Consider the following 15,687-nt stretch of genomic DNA (forward strand, 5'->3'; position numbering starts at 1 on the left):
CAGGCTCAGGCGAAGGCTGCCGGGACCTTTTCAGTGACGACCTGACCGGCCTGCATCCGCACCAGCTGATCGGCGATGTCGAAGTAACGGTCGTCGTGGGAAATGACGATGATGGTCTTGCCCAGGGCCTTCAGCTCCGGCAGCAGCTCGGTGTAGAAGATCCGCCGGAACACCGGGTCCTGGTCGGCGGCCCATTCGTCGAAGACCAGCACCGGGCGTTCTTCCAGCCAGGCGTTGAGCAGGGCCAGGCGCTTGCGCTGGCCGGTGGAGAGATCAGTGGTGCTGAAGACACCGTCGCGAATGTTGACCTTGTGGGCAATCTCCAGGCGCTCCAGGTAACGATTGGCGGTCCCCGGCACTTGCTGGTCGCCTTGCACCAGTTCATCGAACAGGTAGTAGTCGGCAAAAATCGTGGTGAACAACTGGCGATAATCGTCACGCTGCGCAGCCAGCACCGGCTTGCCATCGAGCAGAATTTCACCGCCCTGGGGCGCATAGAGGCCCAGCAGCAATTTGATCAGCGTGGTCTTGCCGCCGCCGTTCTCGCCGACGATGAATACGATCTCGCCCTGGGCGATGGACAGGTTGACCGGGCCGAGGGCGAAGGCCTGGCTGCCGTCGACCGCCGGGAAGGCGTAGTGCACGTCACGCAATTCAAGCTGCTGGATCGTCGGCTTGGGCACGTTCTTATCGTTGAGCAGCAGGTGCGGCTCCGGTGAGGAGAACTGCTCGGCCAACTCCGCAATGCGTTTGAATGCAATGTTGGCGCGGCTGATCACCGGCAAGGTCATCACCAGGTATTCCAGCGGCCCTTTCATATACAACAGCACCAGCACGAAACCGCTGAGTACCGCCTTGTCGATGCCCAGCCACAGCGATTGCAGGGCCAGGACCAGGCCGATGACCACAAAGAACAGCATCGAGCCGAAAGTCTTGGCGACCACGAAGGTGTTGACCGAGCGGATGTTGGTATCGCAGATCTGCTCGGCGGTGGCTTCGATGCGCTGGCTGAACATGCGTTGGCGACGAGGCCGATGGATTCGCAATTCCTTGGCGCCGGCGGCGATCGCGCTGTAATGCTTTTGCAGGGCGTCTTCAGCCTCGCGGGCCGCTTCGAAACCGCGAATGCCACGGGCTCGCGCCACGTACTGGATGACCGTGCCGATCACCAATGCCACCAGCAGCAGCGCAAACATCGGCAATGACAGGTAGGCCAGGTAGGCCAGGCAGCCGAGGGTGACGGTGAAGGCGATGGCCAATGGCGCAAAGGAGAAAGCGAAGTTGCTGACCATGTTGACATCGTGGGTCAGTATCGGGATGAGCCGATGACTGCGAAAACGCTCGATCTGTTCGATCGGTGCCAGCAGTACTTTTTGGCCAAGGGATTTGCGCAGGCTGGCGATGATGTTCTGGCCGACATGGTTGGTGCCGATGTCCGACAGGATCGAGGTCAGCAGCGCCGCCGCGCAAAGCCCGGCGAAGGTCCCGAGCATGTGTGGCGAGGGCCCGGCATCGGCGTTCAGCGCGTCGTTGATGGTCGCCAGCAGGGCGGTGATGCTCAGGCCACCGAGCATGCCGAGCAGGATCGATACCACGACGATGAGCCGGAACGGCTTCAGCAGGCTGAGCACTTCACGCAGGGCGCCGCGGGAGTTCGAGATCATGGGAGTTCCCCTTTCTGGGCCGGTGAGGGCAATGGTTCAAGGCACGGGCCAAGTGGCGCGAGGCGGCTGATCACGGTTTACATCTCCCGGGCGACCCGGAACCCCAGCCAATCGCCGCGGGCATCGGAGAACACCGCGTTGCGGTTGCCCGAACGGGAGAACACCGGTGCTTCGCCCCAGTCGTTGCCACGGATGCGCCGCACTTTGCAGTTGCCCGTCAGTGCGGCGCTGCCGTCGCCTGGAGCATTGAGGTAGTTTTCGTTGAAGCAATCGGCGGTCCATTCGTAGACGTTGCCGTGCATGTCGTATACGCCGAAGGCATTGGGCGCGAAGCTGCCGGCCGGCGCGGTGAAGTTGTAGCCATCGGCGGCGCCGTAGGTATTGGCGTGCTGGGCGATGCTGTAGTCCTTGCCTTCATCGAACGGGAAGGGAAACGGGCCATCGCTGCCGCCGCGCGCTGCGTATTCGCGCAGGGACTCGCTGACCAACCGATACGGCTTGCCGGTTTTTTTCGACAGCCACGCCACGTAGGCGCTGGCCTCGGCGAAATCCATGCATACCGCCGGGTGCCGGTCGGTGTATTGCTTGCGCGGATCGCTGCCCTGGTAATCCGGGATGCCGGCCTGGCACGCGCGGCCGGGGCGCTTGTCGCCGTCAGGCATCACGTAGCCGCTGTCGCGCAGGTAGGCGAACCACTCGCCTTTGAGCACCTGGAAGCGGCTGATTGCCACCGGCTTGTCGAACGTCACCGGGTGCATCGGGCCTTCGTCGGGCTCGCGGCCGATCTCGTTGTCCGGCGTGCCCATCTGGAAGGTGCCGGTGGGCAGCACGACCATTTCCGGGCAGTCCTTGCAGTCGCGAAATACCTGGCCCGGTTGCGAGGCCTGGGCATTGGAGGGCAGCAGGGCGGTGAGGGCCAATGCCGGAAGCGTCTTCAATAAAAATCGGTTCATCGATTGCTCTCGATCAGTCATCAGAGTGTTTTGCTCAACAGCGCCATGAAGCGGTCGATTTCCACTTCGGTGTTGAGCAGCCCCGGCGCGGTGCGGATCACCGGCCCGGCATCGCGGTGCACGGCGTCGGCGATGACGCGGTTTTGCATCAGGTAGGCAGCGATCTCATCGCTTTTGCGATTCTTGACCCGGAAGAAGGTGAAGCCGGCCGACAGCTCCGGGCTCGGCGGCGTGACCAGCTCGATCTGCGGCAGCGCCAGCAGTTGTTTCTTCAGGTAGCTGTTCAGCGCGTGAATGCGCGCCTGCACCTCGGCCTTGCCCAGTTGCAGATGCAGCTTGAAGGCCTCGTCCGCCGCCCAGCGATGCTCGAAGGCGTGGTAACCGCCCGGGGTCATGGTGGTGGAAAACGCCGTCGCCTCGGAGAAGGTCGGGATGATCGGCGTGACGTACCTGACTTCTTCGCTGCGGCTGCACACCACGCCGGTGCCCCGGGGGCCGAACATCCATTTGTGGGTGCCGGCGATGAAGAAGTCGCAATTCATCTGCGGGAAATTCAGGTCTTCGACACCAAAACCGTGCACGCCGTCCACCACATACACGATCCGCTGCTCATCGCCGCGGCCCTGGTTGTGCTTGTCCACCAGGGCGCCGATCTTGCCGATCGGCAGCTTCACGCCGCTGCCCGAGTGCACCCAGGTCATGCCCAGTACGCGGGTCTCGGGGCGGATGTTGCGGTCGATGGCCGCGAGGATTTGCGCCTCGCTGGCGTCGCGGGCGTTTTCGAACAGCTTGATCTTGCGCACCCGGGTGCCGTCCCGTTGCTTGCGCAAGTCGAGGATGGTGTGGGTGGCATAGTGTTCATGGGCGGTGGTGAGGATTTCCTGTTCGGGCCGTACATGGACGCCGCCATAAATCATCGCCAGGCCTTCGGTGGTGCTGCCGGTCAGGGCGATCTGTTTCGGTGTCGCTTGCAGGTAGCGCCCGGCCCAGGTCCGCACGTTTTCCTCGCGCTCTTCGGTGACGCCCAGGTCCCAGTCCATCAACAACCCCGGGTTTTTATCGAGGGCGGCGCGGTGGCGTTCGATGGCCTCGCGCACCGGACGCGGGTGAGTGGTGATGAGGAAATTGGAGAAATGCAGGTAGTCCGGGTCTTGGTTGAACAACGAGCGCAGTTGCGCCCATTTGTCCCGGGGCAGCGGCGACAATGGATCTGCAGCGGCGATGGACGGCAGGCTGGCGGCAAACGGCAGGCCGGCCGTCAGGATCCCGGCTTGCTTGAGAAAGGTACGGCGTTCGTTCATCGCTGGGCCGCCTTCTGCGTCGCGGCAATCGCTGGCTGGGCGGCTTTCTGCACCTGGTCCCAGACGCGCAGGAAGTTGCCGCCCCAAAGCTTGGCGATGTCGGCTTCGGAGTAGCCGCGCGTCAGCAGTTCGGCGGTCACGTTGCGGATGTCGCCGACGTCTTCCCAGCCTTTAACGCCGCCGCCTTCGTTGAAGTCCGAGCTGATGCCGACGTGGTCGATACCGATCTTGCGCACGGCATAGTCGATGGCATCGCCCAGGTCCTTGAGGCTGGCCTTGGGTTCCTCTTCGAGAATGGCGTAGAGCTGGCCGGCGTATTCGCCGAATCGCTGTTCCGGCCACGCGGCGATGATCGGATCGCCGGGCATCAGCGCCATCGCCAGGTTGGGCAGCGGCGGCAGGTCGAAGCGCTCGCGCAGGTCGTTGAGTTTGTCCTGGGTCTTTTGCGTCAGCGGCCGCAGGTACTGGGGGAAACCGACAATCTGCACCACGCCGCCGCTGGCCTTGATCAGCTGCATTTCCTTGTCGCTGAGGTTGCGCGGGATGTCCACCATGGCCCGTGGCGCCGAGTGAGAAGCCACCAATGGGGTGCGGCTCAGTTGTGCGACTTGCTCCAGGGCCAGGGTCGACATTTGCGATACGTCAATGATCACGCCCAGGTCATTCAGGCGTTTCACCGCTTGCTTGCCAATGTCCGAGAGGCCGCCAAGGGCGTCGGGCGAATCGTTGAAGAACGGCAGCGGTCGCGAAGAATCGGCCCAGTCGTTGTTGCCGATGTAGCTGAAGCCGAACATGCGCATGCCCCGCGCCGTCCATAGGTCCAGCAGGCTCAGGTCGTGGCCGAGGGGATAGGCATTGAGCATGCTGATGAAAATCGCGAACTTGCCTTCGCCGTGCAGGCGGCGAAAATCATCCGGGGTGTAGGCGATGGCGACCTGGTTGGGGAAATCCCGGACCATGCCGGTGATGATCTTGTAGCGCACTTCCTGCTGGTTGCGCGCTTCCTCGACGAAGCCGGCGGTGGGCTTGTGCGGCGCGTTGGGGCCGTTCCACAGTTCGGGCCAGCCGAATATGGTCAGCGCTGCGCCGGAGAGGTGACCGCGATTGGCTTTCACCAGGTCGAATTGGCCGTTGCCGTCCTTGTCCGCTTCATTGCCGGCGGTGCCAAAATCCAGCGGCACGGTGATGTGACTGTCGAAGGACAACAGGCGCTCGTGCAGCTCCCGGGCTTCTTTCATCACCTTGACCGGGTAGCCGGGATTGTCCCGCCACCAATGGTCCCAGGCCGCGAGCCCACCACCAACGACCAGCGCCAGGGCCAGGGATACGCCGGTGAAAAGAGCCTTTTTCGAACGTGGTGTGGTCATTGCCGATCTCAGTCTGGTTCGCCTTGGAAGGACAGGCGCGGGGGCCTTTGCTATCTGGGGGGAACGAGTGGTCAGCGGGGAAATTTAGGCGCCCTCGAGGGCCTCTTCGCGAGCAAGCTCGCTCCCACATTGAAATGCAATCCACCTGTGGGAGCGAGCCTGCTCGCGAAGGCGGCCGTGAAACCAACCTATCTTCTGCGAATGTACCCAGACCCATTGTGGGAGCGAGCTTGCTCGCGATGAGGCCCTCGCAGCTCGCTATAAATTTGTCCGCCCAGCCATCGTCCTAGCTTGGATAAAGCCCGTGCGAGGGCGAACACAGGTAAGGCAATGACGATTTCTCGACGATGGTTCATGGCAGGCCTGGCGCTGACCGGTGCCGCCGTGCCTGCGGTGTATTACGGGCACCGTGAACTGACCCGGCCGGACCCCACCATTACTCCCGGCGAGGCGTCGTTCGATGTGGCGGATGTGGCGGGCCAGCGCCGGGCCAACACGCTGCGGGGTATCTGGACGATCCGTTTCACCGGTCGCGATGCCGGTCTCGACGGTTTGCCCGGCGACGGCCTGCAAGTGTTTCTCGACATCGCCCACAAGGGCCGTGGCCTGGTGGGCTGCCTGGACACCGCCGAACGCCTGCGTGCCGGGGGCGAACCGCGTTATCGGGTCTTGGGCGACCTGGCCGGCAGCGACCCGAAGCAGTTGAGTTGGCGACTGATCGGCAGCGAACATGACGCGCCGGACTACGAGTTCATCATGACCCTGGACGAAGTCTGGGCCGGTTTCGGCAATGCTGGCACCGCCACCCTCAGTGGTCGGGTGTTGCGCCTGGACCGCCCGCTGGCACAGCCGGAACTCGACAGCCAGTTCATCGCCGTCAAGCAGCGCTTTCCCGAAGCCAGGGAGCGCATACCGCTGAGCCCGAAGCTCCTGGCCTGGCTGGTGTCGCCCGAGCACCGCCTGTTTCACCAGCTCTGGCACGCCTCGCGGGACAAATGGCACACCCTCGACGAAGACAAGCGCAACGCCCTGCGCGGCCTTGGCTGGCAGCCCGGGCCGCGAGACAACGAGCGTGACGCCCGTGGGCCGCGCAAGGATCGCAACGGCTCGGGGGTGGATTTCTTTTTCATGCATCGGCACATGCTCGGCACGGCGCGTTCGTTCCAGCCGTTACCGTCGTGGCCGCGTTTCCCCTTGCCGCAACCGGAGCTGGAACGTGATCGCCTGGGCTTTGCCCGGTATTTCGATAACGTCGACGGCACGGCGCTGCCGCCGACCTGGCTGGCCCGTGGCGACGAGCAGTACGCTCAATGGGTCAGCGACATCAAGACCGCCGAGACCTACCACAGCAATTTCCAGGTCTGGGAGTCGCGCTATCGCGATCCACGCTACCTGTCGAAGCTGACCTTGGGCCAGTTCGGTTCCGAGGTGGAACTGGGCCTGCACGACTGGCTGCACATGCGCTGGGCCTCGGTGCCGCGTGATCCGTCCAACGGCCATCCGGTGCCGTTCGCCCGTGATCAGGCGGACTTCGCCCAGCGCTGGTTCGAACCGGAGAACGATTTTCTGGGCGATCCGTTTTCGTCTCACGTGAGCCCGGTGTTCTGGGCCTTCCACGGCTGGATCGACGATCGCCTCGAAGACTGGTTCCGCGCCCACGAGCGTTTCCATCCGGGCGAAGTCAGCCGGCTGCAAGTCAACGGCGTGCCCTGGTTCGCCCCGGGCCGCTGGGTGGAAATCGCCGACCCCTGGCTGGGCCCGGACACCCATGGTTGCAGCACCACGCCGGGGCTGCAGGTCGGCCGCTCGGTGGAAATGGACCCGGAAACCATGAAACTGGCGCTGCGCATTACCTTCGGCAGCGATGACGATAAGCTCTCCAGACTGTTGCGCCGCGTGCCGCAACGGCCGTGGTACGCGCGTAATCTGAAGTCCAAGCCGGTTTGACTTTTCCTTTGCGCGACACCTTGTGGCGAGGGAGCAAGCTCCCTCGCCACGGGTTTCACTTGGCTTGAGGTGGCTAGCGCGGCGCGGCAATGTCCAGGGCGCGGTTTGCCAGGAGCTCACCGAGCTCGATCATCTGCTGGATCCCCAACGCCAAATGCCGTCGCGAGCCTTCCAGGGCGAAGGCAAGGTCGCTGGCCATCGCGTTCGCCGAGGCGAGGGTTTCGCTGAGGTTGGCGAGCAGGCATTCGATGTCCGCGTCTGGTGCGACGGTGAATAACGGGCTGGGGGATTCTTCGGGGGGATTGGGGGTGTGCTTGAACATGATGTAACTCCTAGTATGCATTTTCAGGAGCCGACACCATCGCTACCAAACGATTGGGGGGCGGCCGTACGCGGGTTGGTAGACCGGAGCACTAGGAACCCGGCGCGCCCGAAGACGCCCTGCGCACGGCCACCATGAAACAGATGCCAAGACAGCATCTGCAGAAGGTGGCGCTTGCGCCTAGTTGACTCGCGGGCTACCAAACCCGATCACTGAAATCAGCGACCCGGAAACAGTAAAAGCCACGAGCCAAGCGCACAAGTCGGCGGATTCTGGCGTAGTTGTAGGCAATGACGCAAGGCAACGTAGCCTCACTCGGACGTCTCACATGGCCGGATAAACAGAACCGAAGCCGAACACAATTTGGAGGAGACGAATCCCCCGTGGCGAGGGAGCTTGCTCCCGCTGGGCCGGTCCGACGCTTCGGGCGCAGCAGCCCCAGAATTTTGCGGTCGCTGCGCAACCGAGCGAGAGCAAGCTCCCTCGCCACGGGTTTCACTTGGCTTGAGATGCTAGCGCTGTGCGGCGATGTCCAGGGCGCGGTTTGCCAGGAGCTCACCGAGTTCGATCATCTGCTGGATCCCCAACGCGAAATGCCGTCGCGAGCCTTCCAGGGCGAAGGCAAGGTCGCTGGCCATCGCATTCGCCGAGGCGAGGGTTTCGCTGAGATTGGCCAGCAGGCATTCCATGTCGGCGTCTGGTGTAACGGTGAATAAGGGGCTGGGGGATTCTTCAGGGGGATTAGGGGTAGCTTTGAACATTGTGCAGCTCATGGTTATGCCGAACATCACTTGCAGATGATGGGTGGCAGCTATGCGCGGGTCTGCAAGACCGGGAAACCAGGAACCCGGCAGACCCGAAGGTCTCCCGCACACAGCCGCCATTGAGCGACACGGATATGTCGATTGGCTTGTGGCAATGCGCCTGGTATTTCGCCGGGCTTGCAGACCCGATCACTGATGGGCAGTGACGAGGTACAAGTTATCGACAGAGTGGCAGGCGCACAAGCCGGCGGATTCTGGCGTAGTTGTAGGCAATGACGCAAGGCAACGTAGCCTCGCTCGGACGGCTTACATGGCCGGATAAACAGAACCAAAGCCGAATGAATTGGCCTGTAATCCTGATGCTGATCTATACTGAGCAAGTATGAGCACGGTTCGTATTAAAAAACCTATAGAAAACATATAGTTATTTTGTTTTTGTACCTAGGTGCTGTTTGAGGTGAGGCATGGTTATCGAGGAGCGTATCAGGAGATCAATCGCCTTGCGAAAGGATGACGTGTTTCTGCGCTCTGAATTTTCCAAGTTCGGCAGCCCCGCGCAAGTATCTCGAGCATTGCGTCATCTGGTCGCTAGCGGTGTGTTGGTCAGACTTGGCATTGGTGTCTTTGCAAAAGCTAAAACCAGTATCCTCACCGGCAAGCCGATCCCGATACGTCCGCTTGAAGTTCTTGCGCCCCTGGCTCTGCAAAAGCTTGGCGTGAAGATCACGGCAGGGCGCGCATTGCGTGAATACAATGCCAGCGACAGTTTGCAGCTACCCGCCGGCATTGTTTTTGACACAGGCTTACGCCGTATCAATCGCAAGCTCGGTTTTGGTGGGCGTTACGTAGTCTATGAAAACCATCACGCCTGAGCAGGTCGAATTAATTGACGCGGTACTGGCTGAGGTTGACGTCGGTTTTCTTACTGCCAGCATCCTGGAAAAAGACATCCACGTAACAGATGCCTTGCAGCGCCTGATGGAAATGCAGTTCCCAGGCATTCGACTGGTGTTTTGTGGTGGGACGAGCCTGTCCAAGGCTTATCGATTGATCGAGCGCATGTCAGAAGACGTTGACTTGAAGATCGTATGGGATGAGTCGAACACGTTCAGTGCTTCGGCTCAAAAGCGACACCTCAGCCAACTGAAGGCTGAGGTCTGCCAGGTCCTCGCTAAGCTTGGCTTCGAAGAAACCATGGACGCGCGTATCGCCCGCAATGAAAACCGATATTTCTCCAGTCGTTGGCAATATGCTCCCCGATATCCTCATGATGCCAGTTTGCGGCCTTATCTGAGCCTCGAACTGACCGCACGAACTCCCCAATTTGAAGTGACTCGGCGACCGTTGGAACACCTGGTGGAAAGACTCGCCGCAAGGCCTGGACACCTGGGAACCATTCCGTGCGTGGCGGTTGAAGAAACACTCGCGGAAAAAGTCATTTCATTTCTTCGACGTTATGCTCAACACCAAGGCGGGGCCATGATTCAGCCATGGGACGATACATTGGTACGTCATATCTATGATGTCTATTGCATAAGCGTTGGCGATCCTGCTGTCAGCGAACGAGCCGCCCACGGTTTCAAAAAGCTGGTCGAGTTCGATGCTGCTGAATTTGGTCGGCAGTTCCCTCCGTTCGCCGCCGACCCTGGGAAGGTTATGCAGGGCGCCTTGAATCAAATAAACTCGGACGCGGTGATTCGTGGCCAGTATGACGCTAGGCTGATACCGCTGATTTTTGGCTCCGTCCGCCCAAGCTTCGATGAGGCTTTTGCTGTATTTCGTGAGCACGCCGCGGCGTTAATCCGGACTCTGTGAATTCCTGACAGGATAGCTGGCCGCGGTTCTCGATCTCACTTGGCTTTACTTACATCACCCGCCAACCCCCACCCAGCGCCTTGTACAACGCCACGCTCGCCTGCACTCGTGCCAGGCGCAATTGCACGTTCATGTCCTGGGCGGCGTACAGCGTGCGTTGGGTTTCGAGTACGGTGAGCAAGTCTTCTGCGCCGGCCTGGTAGCGGCTCTGGGCGATGTCGAAAGCGGTTTGCGCCTGGTGCAGTTCTTCGCTCTGCCATTGTCGTTGCTGGTCCAGGCCCTGGATGCCGTTCAGGGCTTTTTCGACGTCGGCGAAACCGTTGATGATCGCGGCGCGGTAGGTTTCCAGCAGTTCTTCCTGGCGCGCGGTGGCCCTGTCCCGTTCGGCCCGCAGGCGACCGTTGTTGAAGATCGGCGCGGCCAGGCCGGCGCTGAGGTTGTAGACGTTGTTGCGCAGCAACTGGTCGGCAATGTCGGCGCCGGTGGCCAGGCTCAGGCCCAGGGTGACCGAGGGTAGCAGGGCGGCGCGGGCCACGCTGATGTCGGCCTGGGCGGCGGCGAGGCGTGCTTCGGCGGCGGCGATGTCGGGGCGCCGGCGCAGCAGGTCACTGGGTACGCCCGCGTCGATGGCGGGCCAGTGCAAGGCGTCGAAGGTTTCATCGTCGAGCTTGAGCGATTGCACCGGCTGGCCCAGCAACGCCGCGAGGGTGATCAACGCCTCCCGCGCCTGTTGTTGCACCTGGGGCAATCGGCGCCGCTGCGTCGCCACCAGGCTTTTTTGCTGGGACAGTTCCAGCGCCGTGGCGCTGCCGGCGTCGTAGCGGGTCTGCACCAGGTCGAGCACGTTTTGCGCATTGGCCAGGTTCAGTTCGGCGATGCGCTGCTGTTCGCGCAGCGACAAGGCCTGGGTGTAGCTGTTGGCGACAGCGCTGAGCAAGGTCAATTCCACGGTCGCCCGGTCAAACCGGCTGGCCGACAACGCGCTCAGCGCACTGTCCCGCGCCGCCCGCTTGCCGCCCCAGAAATCCACTTCATAACTGGCGCTGAGATGGGCATCGTAGTAGTCGATGGTGCGGTTGTTCCGATCCACGTCCAACTGGCTGTAGCCCTTGCCCCGCAGCAGCTCCTGGCGATTGCCGTTGAGCCCGGCGCTGATTTCCGGCAGCAACGGCGCGCCGGCGATCACCGCGCTGGCCTGGGCCTGACGAACCCGGGCCATGGCGGCCGCGAGGTCGAAGCTGCCTTGGCGCGCCTGTTCGATCAAACGATCAAGTTGCGGGCTGCCGAACTGCTTCCACCATTGTTGGTTATCGACATGAGCACTGGGCGTATCGACAGTTTGCCAGGCCGAGGGCGGCTCGATGCCGCTGTCGGGTGTCGACAAAGGTGTGCCGCAGGCCGCCAGAAGCAGGCTGGCGGCCAGGAGAGTCAGGTGCGCTTTCATAGAGAAGGGTTCATTCACTGGTAAGGGCCGCGACCGGGTCGAGGCGAGCGGCCTTGCGGGCCGGCATGAAACCGAAGACGACGCCGGTGACCAGCGCACAACCGAAGGCGCCAAACACCGCCAGCCATTCGAACGCCACGGCGATCTTGCCCAGCAGCAACGCGCCGCCCACCAGCAGGGCCAGGCCGATGCCGGCCAATCCACCGACCACCGAGAGCATCACCGCTTCGGTCAGGAACTGGCGCAGGATGTCGCGCTGGCGGGCACCGGTGGCCATGCGGATGCCGATTTCCCGGGTCCGCTCGCGCACTGTCATGAGCATGATGTTCATCACGCCGATGCCGCCCACCAGCAGCGAGATTGCCGCAATGGCCCCGAGCATCAACGACAGCGTGCCCTGGGTGCGGGCCTCGGCCTGGATCATCGCGGCGTTGTTGGTCAGCTCGAAATCCTGCTTGCCGTTGTGCAGTCGCAGCAAGGTACGGGAAACGGCCTGCTCGGCCTCCTTGACCTTGGCCGCGTCGCGAGCGGCGATCACCACGTATTCAGGATGACGGCTGCCGAACAGACGCACGCTGGCGGCGGAGTAGGGCACGGCGATGCGGTTGTCGGCGTCCGAATCCCCCGAGCTGGCGCCTTTTTCGGCGAGTACACCGACCACCTGAAACGGCACGTTTTCGATCAGGATGTAGCGGCCGATGGGATCGGCGACGTCCTTGAGCAGCTTCTGCCGGACCTTGTGGCCGATCACCGCCACGGCCGCCGCGCTGCGTTCATCAGCGTCACTGAAGTAGCTGCCCTGGGCCACCGGCCAGTTGAAAATGGTCGGGAAATTGGTGTCGTTGCCGCCCACGTAGCTGGTGTGGTCGAGGTTGCCGAAACGCACGTTGGCGTTGTTGCCATTGACCGGCATGATGCGCTGTACTTCGGGCAGGGCTGCGAGGGCGGCGATGTCCTGTTCGCTGATGATGCCCTTGGCGGCGCGTGGGTTGGGCGCGGTGCCGTTGAGGTAGATGATGTTGGAGCCGAAGGCACCCATCTGGGCCATGACCTGGCGCTTGCTGCCTTCGCCCACCGCCAGCATCACCACCACCGAGGCCACGCCGATGACGATGCCGAGCAAGGTCAGGGCGGTGCGAAAACGGTTGATCCACATGACTCGCCAAGCGGCCTGGACGGCGTCCACCAGTTCGCCTTTCCAGGCGCCGTTGTGCTCGCTGCCGGCGCTCAGGCGCTGGCGCAGATCCACCGCCTGCAACGCCTTGGGGTTGGCTTGTGGTGCGCTGGCTGTGGTGGTGGCGCTGTCGCTGATGATCAGCCCATCGCGGATTTCGATGATGCGTTTGGCCCGGGCCGCCACTTTGCGGTCGTGGGTGATCAGGATCACCACGTGGCCCTGGCTCGCCAGTTCGTCGAGCAGCGCCATGACTTCGATGCCGCTCTGGCTGTCGAGCGCGCCGGTGGGTTCGTCGGCAAGGATGATGTGCCCGCCGTTCATCAAGGCCCGGGCAATCGACACTCGCTGTTGCTGCCCGCCGGACAGCTGGTGGGGACGATTGCCGGTGCGGCTCGCCAGGCCCAGGCGTTCGAGCAGGGCGCTGGCCCGGGCATGACGCTCGGCGGCCGAGGTGCCGGCATAGATGGCCGGCATCTCGACGTTTTCCTGGGCTGTGCCGGACGGGATCAGGTGGTAGCCCTGGAACACGAACCCGAACGCCTCCCGGCGCAGCCAGGCCAGTTCGTCGCTGCCCAGTCGGGCGACGTTCTCACCGGCAAAGCGGTACTCGCCGCTGGTGGGACGGTCGAGGCAGCCGAGGATGTTCATCAGCGTCGATTTGCCGGAGCCGGACGCCCCGACGATCGCCAGGAACTCCCCGGCGTGAATCGACAGGTCGATACCCCGCAGCACTTCCACCCGTGGGCTGTCGCCACCGCCGTAGGCCTTGCGAATGTCCCGCAGTTCGATCAGGGGCGTACTCATTCAGCCTCCGCTGCCGCTGGCCGGGCCGATCAGCACGCGATCGCCTTCGCTCAGGCCGTCGAGGATCTGCGTGCGCAAGCGGTCGCTGACGCCGGTGCGAACGGTCCTTGGCTGGATGTCGCCATTGTCGGCCAGCACCCGCACCTGGCTTGCGTCCTGCAACGCGGCGATGGGCACGGTCAACACGTCCTTGGCCTGGGCAGCGACGAAAAATACCTGGGCGGTCATGTCTGTCATCAGGGCGCGGTCGGCGTTGTCCACGTCCAGCAGAACGGTGTACAGCACCACCCGTTCGCTGCCGCTGCGGCCACCGGAGGGGCTGCCGCCCTGGCTGGCTTCCAGCGGACGCGGCGGCACCGGCAGGATCTGTCGCACGGTGCTGCTCCAGCGCCGGTTGCCGCCGGCCAGGGTGGTGAAGTAGGCGGTCATGCCCGGCTTGACGTGGCCGATGTCGGCTTCCGAGACTTCGGCCCAGACCGTCATCGGTGACAGCCGGGCGATGCGCAGGATCAGCGGGGTTTGCTGCTGGGCGTTGAGGGTCTGGCCTTCCCGTGCGCCGACGGCAACCACGGTGCCGTTCATCGGCGCGTAGATCCGGGTATAGCCCAATTCGGCCTCGTCGCTGCGCAGATTGGCCTGGGCCTGGCGGATCTGCGCCTGAAACATGTCGATGCGCGCCTGGGTCGCCCGCACCTCGGCCTGCGCCGTCTGCACATCCTCTTCGCGAGTAGCTCCGCCGGCCTTGAGCTGTTGTTGACGGCGGAATTTCTGTTGCGCCAGGTCGTGCTGGGCGCGTTGTTCCTGGAGTTGCGCCTTGAGGTTTTCGATGGAAAAACGTCCGGCGTCGAGCCGGGCTTTCTGCGTGGACGGGTCGATTTCCACCAGCAACTGACCTTCGCGAACCTCGTCGCCGGCTTCGACATGGATCTTCTGGATCTGCCCGGAGGCCTGGGCGCCGACGTCTACATAACGCCGCGGTTGCAAGGTGCCGAGGGCGGTGACGCTGTTTTCGATATCGCCACGGGTGACGGCCGCGGTGGCGACGGGGCCGTGGTCCGGCGTAACCGCTTGCCACGCGGCGAAGGCCACGGCCGGTAGCAGGGCGAAAGTCAGGAGCCAGGCGGGGCGGGTGAGGCGGGGACGTTTCATGCAGGGTTCCGGCCGGTGATATCGGGTCCGTCGCAAGGGCAGCAGGGACGGGGGCTGTTCTGGTAAACGAGCGTTCCGGGCGGGAATTTAGCGGGGGAACTACTGGGTAACAGTTGAACCCCGTGGCGAGGGAGCTTGCTCCCGCTGGTCTGCGCAGCAGGCCCAAGGCAGGCAACCGGATAAAAATTGTGCACTCAGGTTTGGGGCCGCTTCGCGCCCCAGCGGGAGCAAGCTCCCCTCGCCACAGAAGCGGTTTCAGACGCCCAATCAGATGAACGAATCGGCCTTGATACAAACCAACGCTTTAAATCTATATGAGAATTACTATAAATTACGCGATTGAGCCTGCCACTATCCTGCCATGCCTTTTTCAGGCATGCCGAGTGGCACAGGGATAGCTGTCGCAGTCGCTGCGCACGGGAGTCATGTTGGAAAACTACTATCGCGAACTGGTGTGTTTCCTCAACGCCAGGCTAGGCAACCGCCAGGCGGCCGAAGATGTGGTGCATGACGCCTACGTGCGGGTCCTGGAGCGCGCCAGCGAAACCCCCATCGAGCAGCCCCGGGCGTTCCTTTATCGCACCGCGCTGAACCTGGTGATCGACGGGCATCGGCGCAACACCCTGCGCCAGGTCGAATCCCTCGATGTGCTCGACAGCGAAGAACGGTTCTTCACCCCATCGCCCCATACCAGCCTGGACCACGGCCAGCGCCTGGACATGCTGCAACGGGCCCTGGCCGAGTTGCCGCCGCTGTGCCGCGAGAGTTTCCTGCTGCGCAAACTCGAAGGGCTGTCTCACTCGCAGATCGCCAGGCGCCTGGGTATTTCCAGGGCGCTGGTGGAGAAACACATCGTCAATGCCATGAAGCATTGTCGTATTCGCGTACGGCAGTGGGACGCGTCCTGATTCACCCTCGCTGATTCTCGGTGGTAAATTTTCCTTCATTGTCCTCGTTCCTCTCAACAGACGACTGACGGC

Annotated in this window: 11 protein-coding genes and 2 pseudogenes; 4 read left to right on the forward strand and 9 right to left on the reverse strand. The window is 62.8% G+C overall.

Annotation, left to right across the window (positions count from 1 at the left end; all coding sequences use genetic code 11):
* Positions 1-5 precede the first annotated feature (5 nt).
* From J3P97_RS08605 to pvdM, 4 genes are all read right to left on the reverse strand, one after another.
* Positions 6-1,664 carry a cyclic peptide export ABC transporter gene (locus J3P97_RS08605; RefSeq protein ID WP_434673917.1) on the reverse strand — a complete coding sequence of 553 codons (1,659 nt, stop codon included), beginning with the start codon at positions 1,662-1,664 and terminating at the stop codon, positions 6-8.
* Positions 1,665-1,741: 77 nt separating this feature from the next.
* Positions 1,742-2,617, reverse strand: coding sequence for a formylglycine-generating enzyme family protein (locus J3P97_RS08610; protein WP_434673918.1), 876 nt, complete (start codon positions 2,615-2,617; stop codon positions 1,742-1,744).
* Between the two features lie 20 nt (positions 2,618-2,637).
* Complete coding sequence (gene pvdN / locus J3P97_RS08615; RefSeq protein WP_434673919.1) at positions 2,638-3,918, reverse strand: pyoverdine-tailoring periplasmic protein PvdN; 1,281 nt, start codon at positions 3,916-3,918, stop codon at positions 2,638-2,640.
* Entirely contained in the window at positions 3,915-5,285 is a 1,371-nt protein-coding gene (gene pvdM / locus J3P97_RS08620; protein ID WP_434673920.1) for a pyoverdine-tailoring dipeptidase-like protein PvdM, read from the reverse strand. The genes pvdN and pvdM overlap by 4 nt, the downstream gene beginning before the upstream one ends.
* 330 nt (positions 5,286-5,615) lie before the next feature.
* Between pvdM and pvdP the strand changes: the two genes are divergently transcribed.
* Positions 5,616-7,232 (forward strand): pyoverdine maturation tyrosinase PvdP, encoded by a 1,617-nt coding sequence (gene pvdP / locus J3P97_RS08625; RefSeq protein WP_434673921.1) that lies wholly within the window; start codon positions 5,616-5,618, stop codon positions 7,230-7,232.
* 73 nt (positions 7,233-7,305) lie between these two features.
* Here pvdP and J3P97_RS08630 read toward each other — a convergent pair.
* Positions 7,306-7,512 (reverse strand): annotated as a pseudogene (locus J3P97_RS08630) (DUF6124 family protein); the annotation flags it as partial.
* Positions 7,513-8,066: 554 nt separating this feature from the next.
* Positions 8,067-8,273 (reverse strand): annotated as a pseudogene (locus J3P97_RS08635) (DUF6124 family protein); the annotation flags it as partial.
* Positions 8,274-8,782: 509 nt separating this feature from the next.
* Between J3P97_RS08635 and J3P97_RS08640 the strand changes: the two are divergent.
* Both J3P97_RS08640 and J3P97_RS08645 read left to right on the forward strand, forming a co-directional pair.
* A complete protein-coding gene (locus tag J3P97_RS08640) occupies positions 8,783-9,190 on the forward strand; it encodes a DUF6088 family protein (protein ID WP_434569251.1) in 408 nt (135 codons plus the stop codon).
* Positions 9,171-10,133 carry a nucleotidyl transferase AbiEii/AbiGii toxin family protein gene (locus J3P97_RS08645; protein ID WP_434673922.1) on the forward strand — a complete coding sequence of 321 codons (963 nt, stop codon included), beginning with the start codon at positions 9,171-9,173 and terminating at the stop codon, positions 10,131-10,133. Before J3P97_RS08640 ends, J3P97_RS08645 begins: the two co-directional genes overlap by 20 nt.
* A gap of 49 nt (positions 10,134-10,182) precedes the next feature.
* Here J3P97_RS08645 and J3P97_RS08650 read toward each other — a convergent pair whose 3' ends face one another.
* From J3P97_RS08650 to J3P97_RS08660, 3 genes are read right to left on the reverse strand one after another with little or no spacing between them, the layout of a single operon-like run.
* Complete coding sequence (locus J3P97_RS08650; protein ID WP_434673923.1) at positions 10,183-11,577, reverse strand: efflux transporter outer membrane subunit; 1,395 nt, start codon at positions 11,575-11,577, stop codon at positions 10,183-10,185.
* A gap of 10 nt (positions 11,578-11,587) precedes the next feature.
* Positions 11,588-13,558 (reverse strand): MacB family efflux pump subunit, encoded by a 1,971-nt coding sequence (locus tag J3P97_RS08655; RefSeq protein WP_434673924.1) that lies wholly within the window; start codon positions 13,556-13,558, stop codon positions 11,588-11,590.
* Positions 13,559-14,707: an efflux RND transporter periplasmic adaptor subunit gene (locus J3P97_RS08660; protein ID WP_434603427.1), complete on the reverse strand. Its 1,149-nt coding sequence runs from the start codon at positions 14,705-14,707 to the stop codon at positions 13,559-13,561.
* A gap of 425 nt (positions 14,708-15,132) precedes the next feature.
* Between J3P97_RS08660 and J3P97_RS08665 the strand changes: the two genes are divergently transcribed.
* On the forward strand, positions 15,133-15,615 hold the full coding sequence (locus tag J3P97_RS08665) for a sigma-70 family RNA polymerase sigma factor (RefSeq protein WP_434673925.1): 483 nt from the start codon (positions 15,133-15,135) through the stop codon (positions 15,613-15,615).
* Positions 15,616-15,687: the final 72 nt, after the last annotated feature.

The sequence above is a fragment of the Pseudomonas sp. R1-15 genome (assembly GCF_051132085.1).
Classification (GTDB): Bacteria; Pseudomonadota; Gammaproteobacteria; order Pseudomonadales; family Pseudomonadaceae; genus Aquipseudomonas.

Coding starts and splice junctions, on each gene's coding strand:
- J3P97_RS08645 (WP_434673922.1), top strand. CDS start 9,171: ATGAAAACCATCACGCCTGAGCAGGTCGAATTAATTGACGCGGTACTG.
- J3P97_RS08665 (WP_434673925.1), top strand. CDS start 15,133: ATGTTGGAAAACTACTATCGCGAACTGGTGTGTTTCCTCAACGCCAGG.
- J3P97_RS08605 (WP_434673917.1), bottom strand. CDS start 1,664: ATGATCTCGAACTCCCGCGGCGCCCTGCGTGAAGTGCTCAGCCTGCTG.
- pvdM (WP_434673920.1), bottom strand. CDS start 5,285: ATGACCACACCACGTTCGAAAAAGGCTCTTTTCACCGGCGTATCCCTG.
- J3P97_RS08610 (WP_434673918.1), bottom strand. CDS start 2,617: ATGAACCGATTTTTATTGAAGACGCTTCCGGCATTGGCCCTCACCGCC.
- J3P97_RS08660 (WP_434603427.1), bottom strand. CDS start 14,707: ATGAAACGTCCCCGCCTCACCCGCCCCGCCTGGCTCCTGACTTTCGCC.
- J3P97_RS08640 (WP_434569251.1), top strand. CDS start 8,783: ATGGTTATCGAGGAGCGTATCAGGAGATCAATCGCCTTGCGAAAGGAT.
- pvdN (WP_434673919.1), bottom strand. CDS start 3,918: ATGAACGAACGCCGTACCTTTCTCAAGCAAGCCGGGATCCTGACGGCC.
- J3P97_RS08650 (WP_434673923.1), bottom strand. CDS start 11,577: ATGAAAGCGCACCTGACTCTCCTGGCCGCCAGCCTGCTTCTGGCGGCC.
- pvdP (WP_434673921.1), top strand. CDS start 5,616: ATGACGATTTCTCGACGATGGTTCATGGCAGGCCTGGCGCTGACCGGT.
- J3P97_RS08655 (WP_434673924.1), bottom strand. CDS start 13,558: ATGAGTACGCCCCTGATCGAACTGCGGGACATTCGCAAGGCCTACGGC.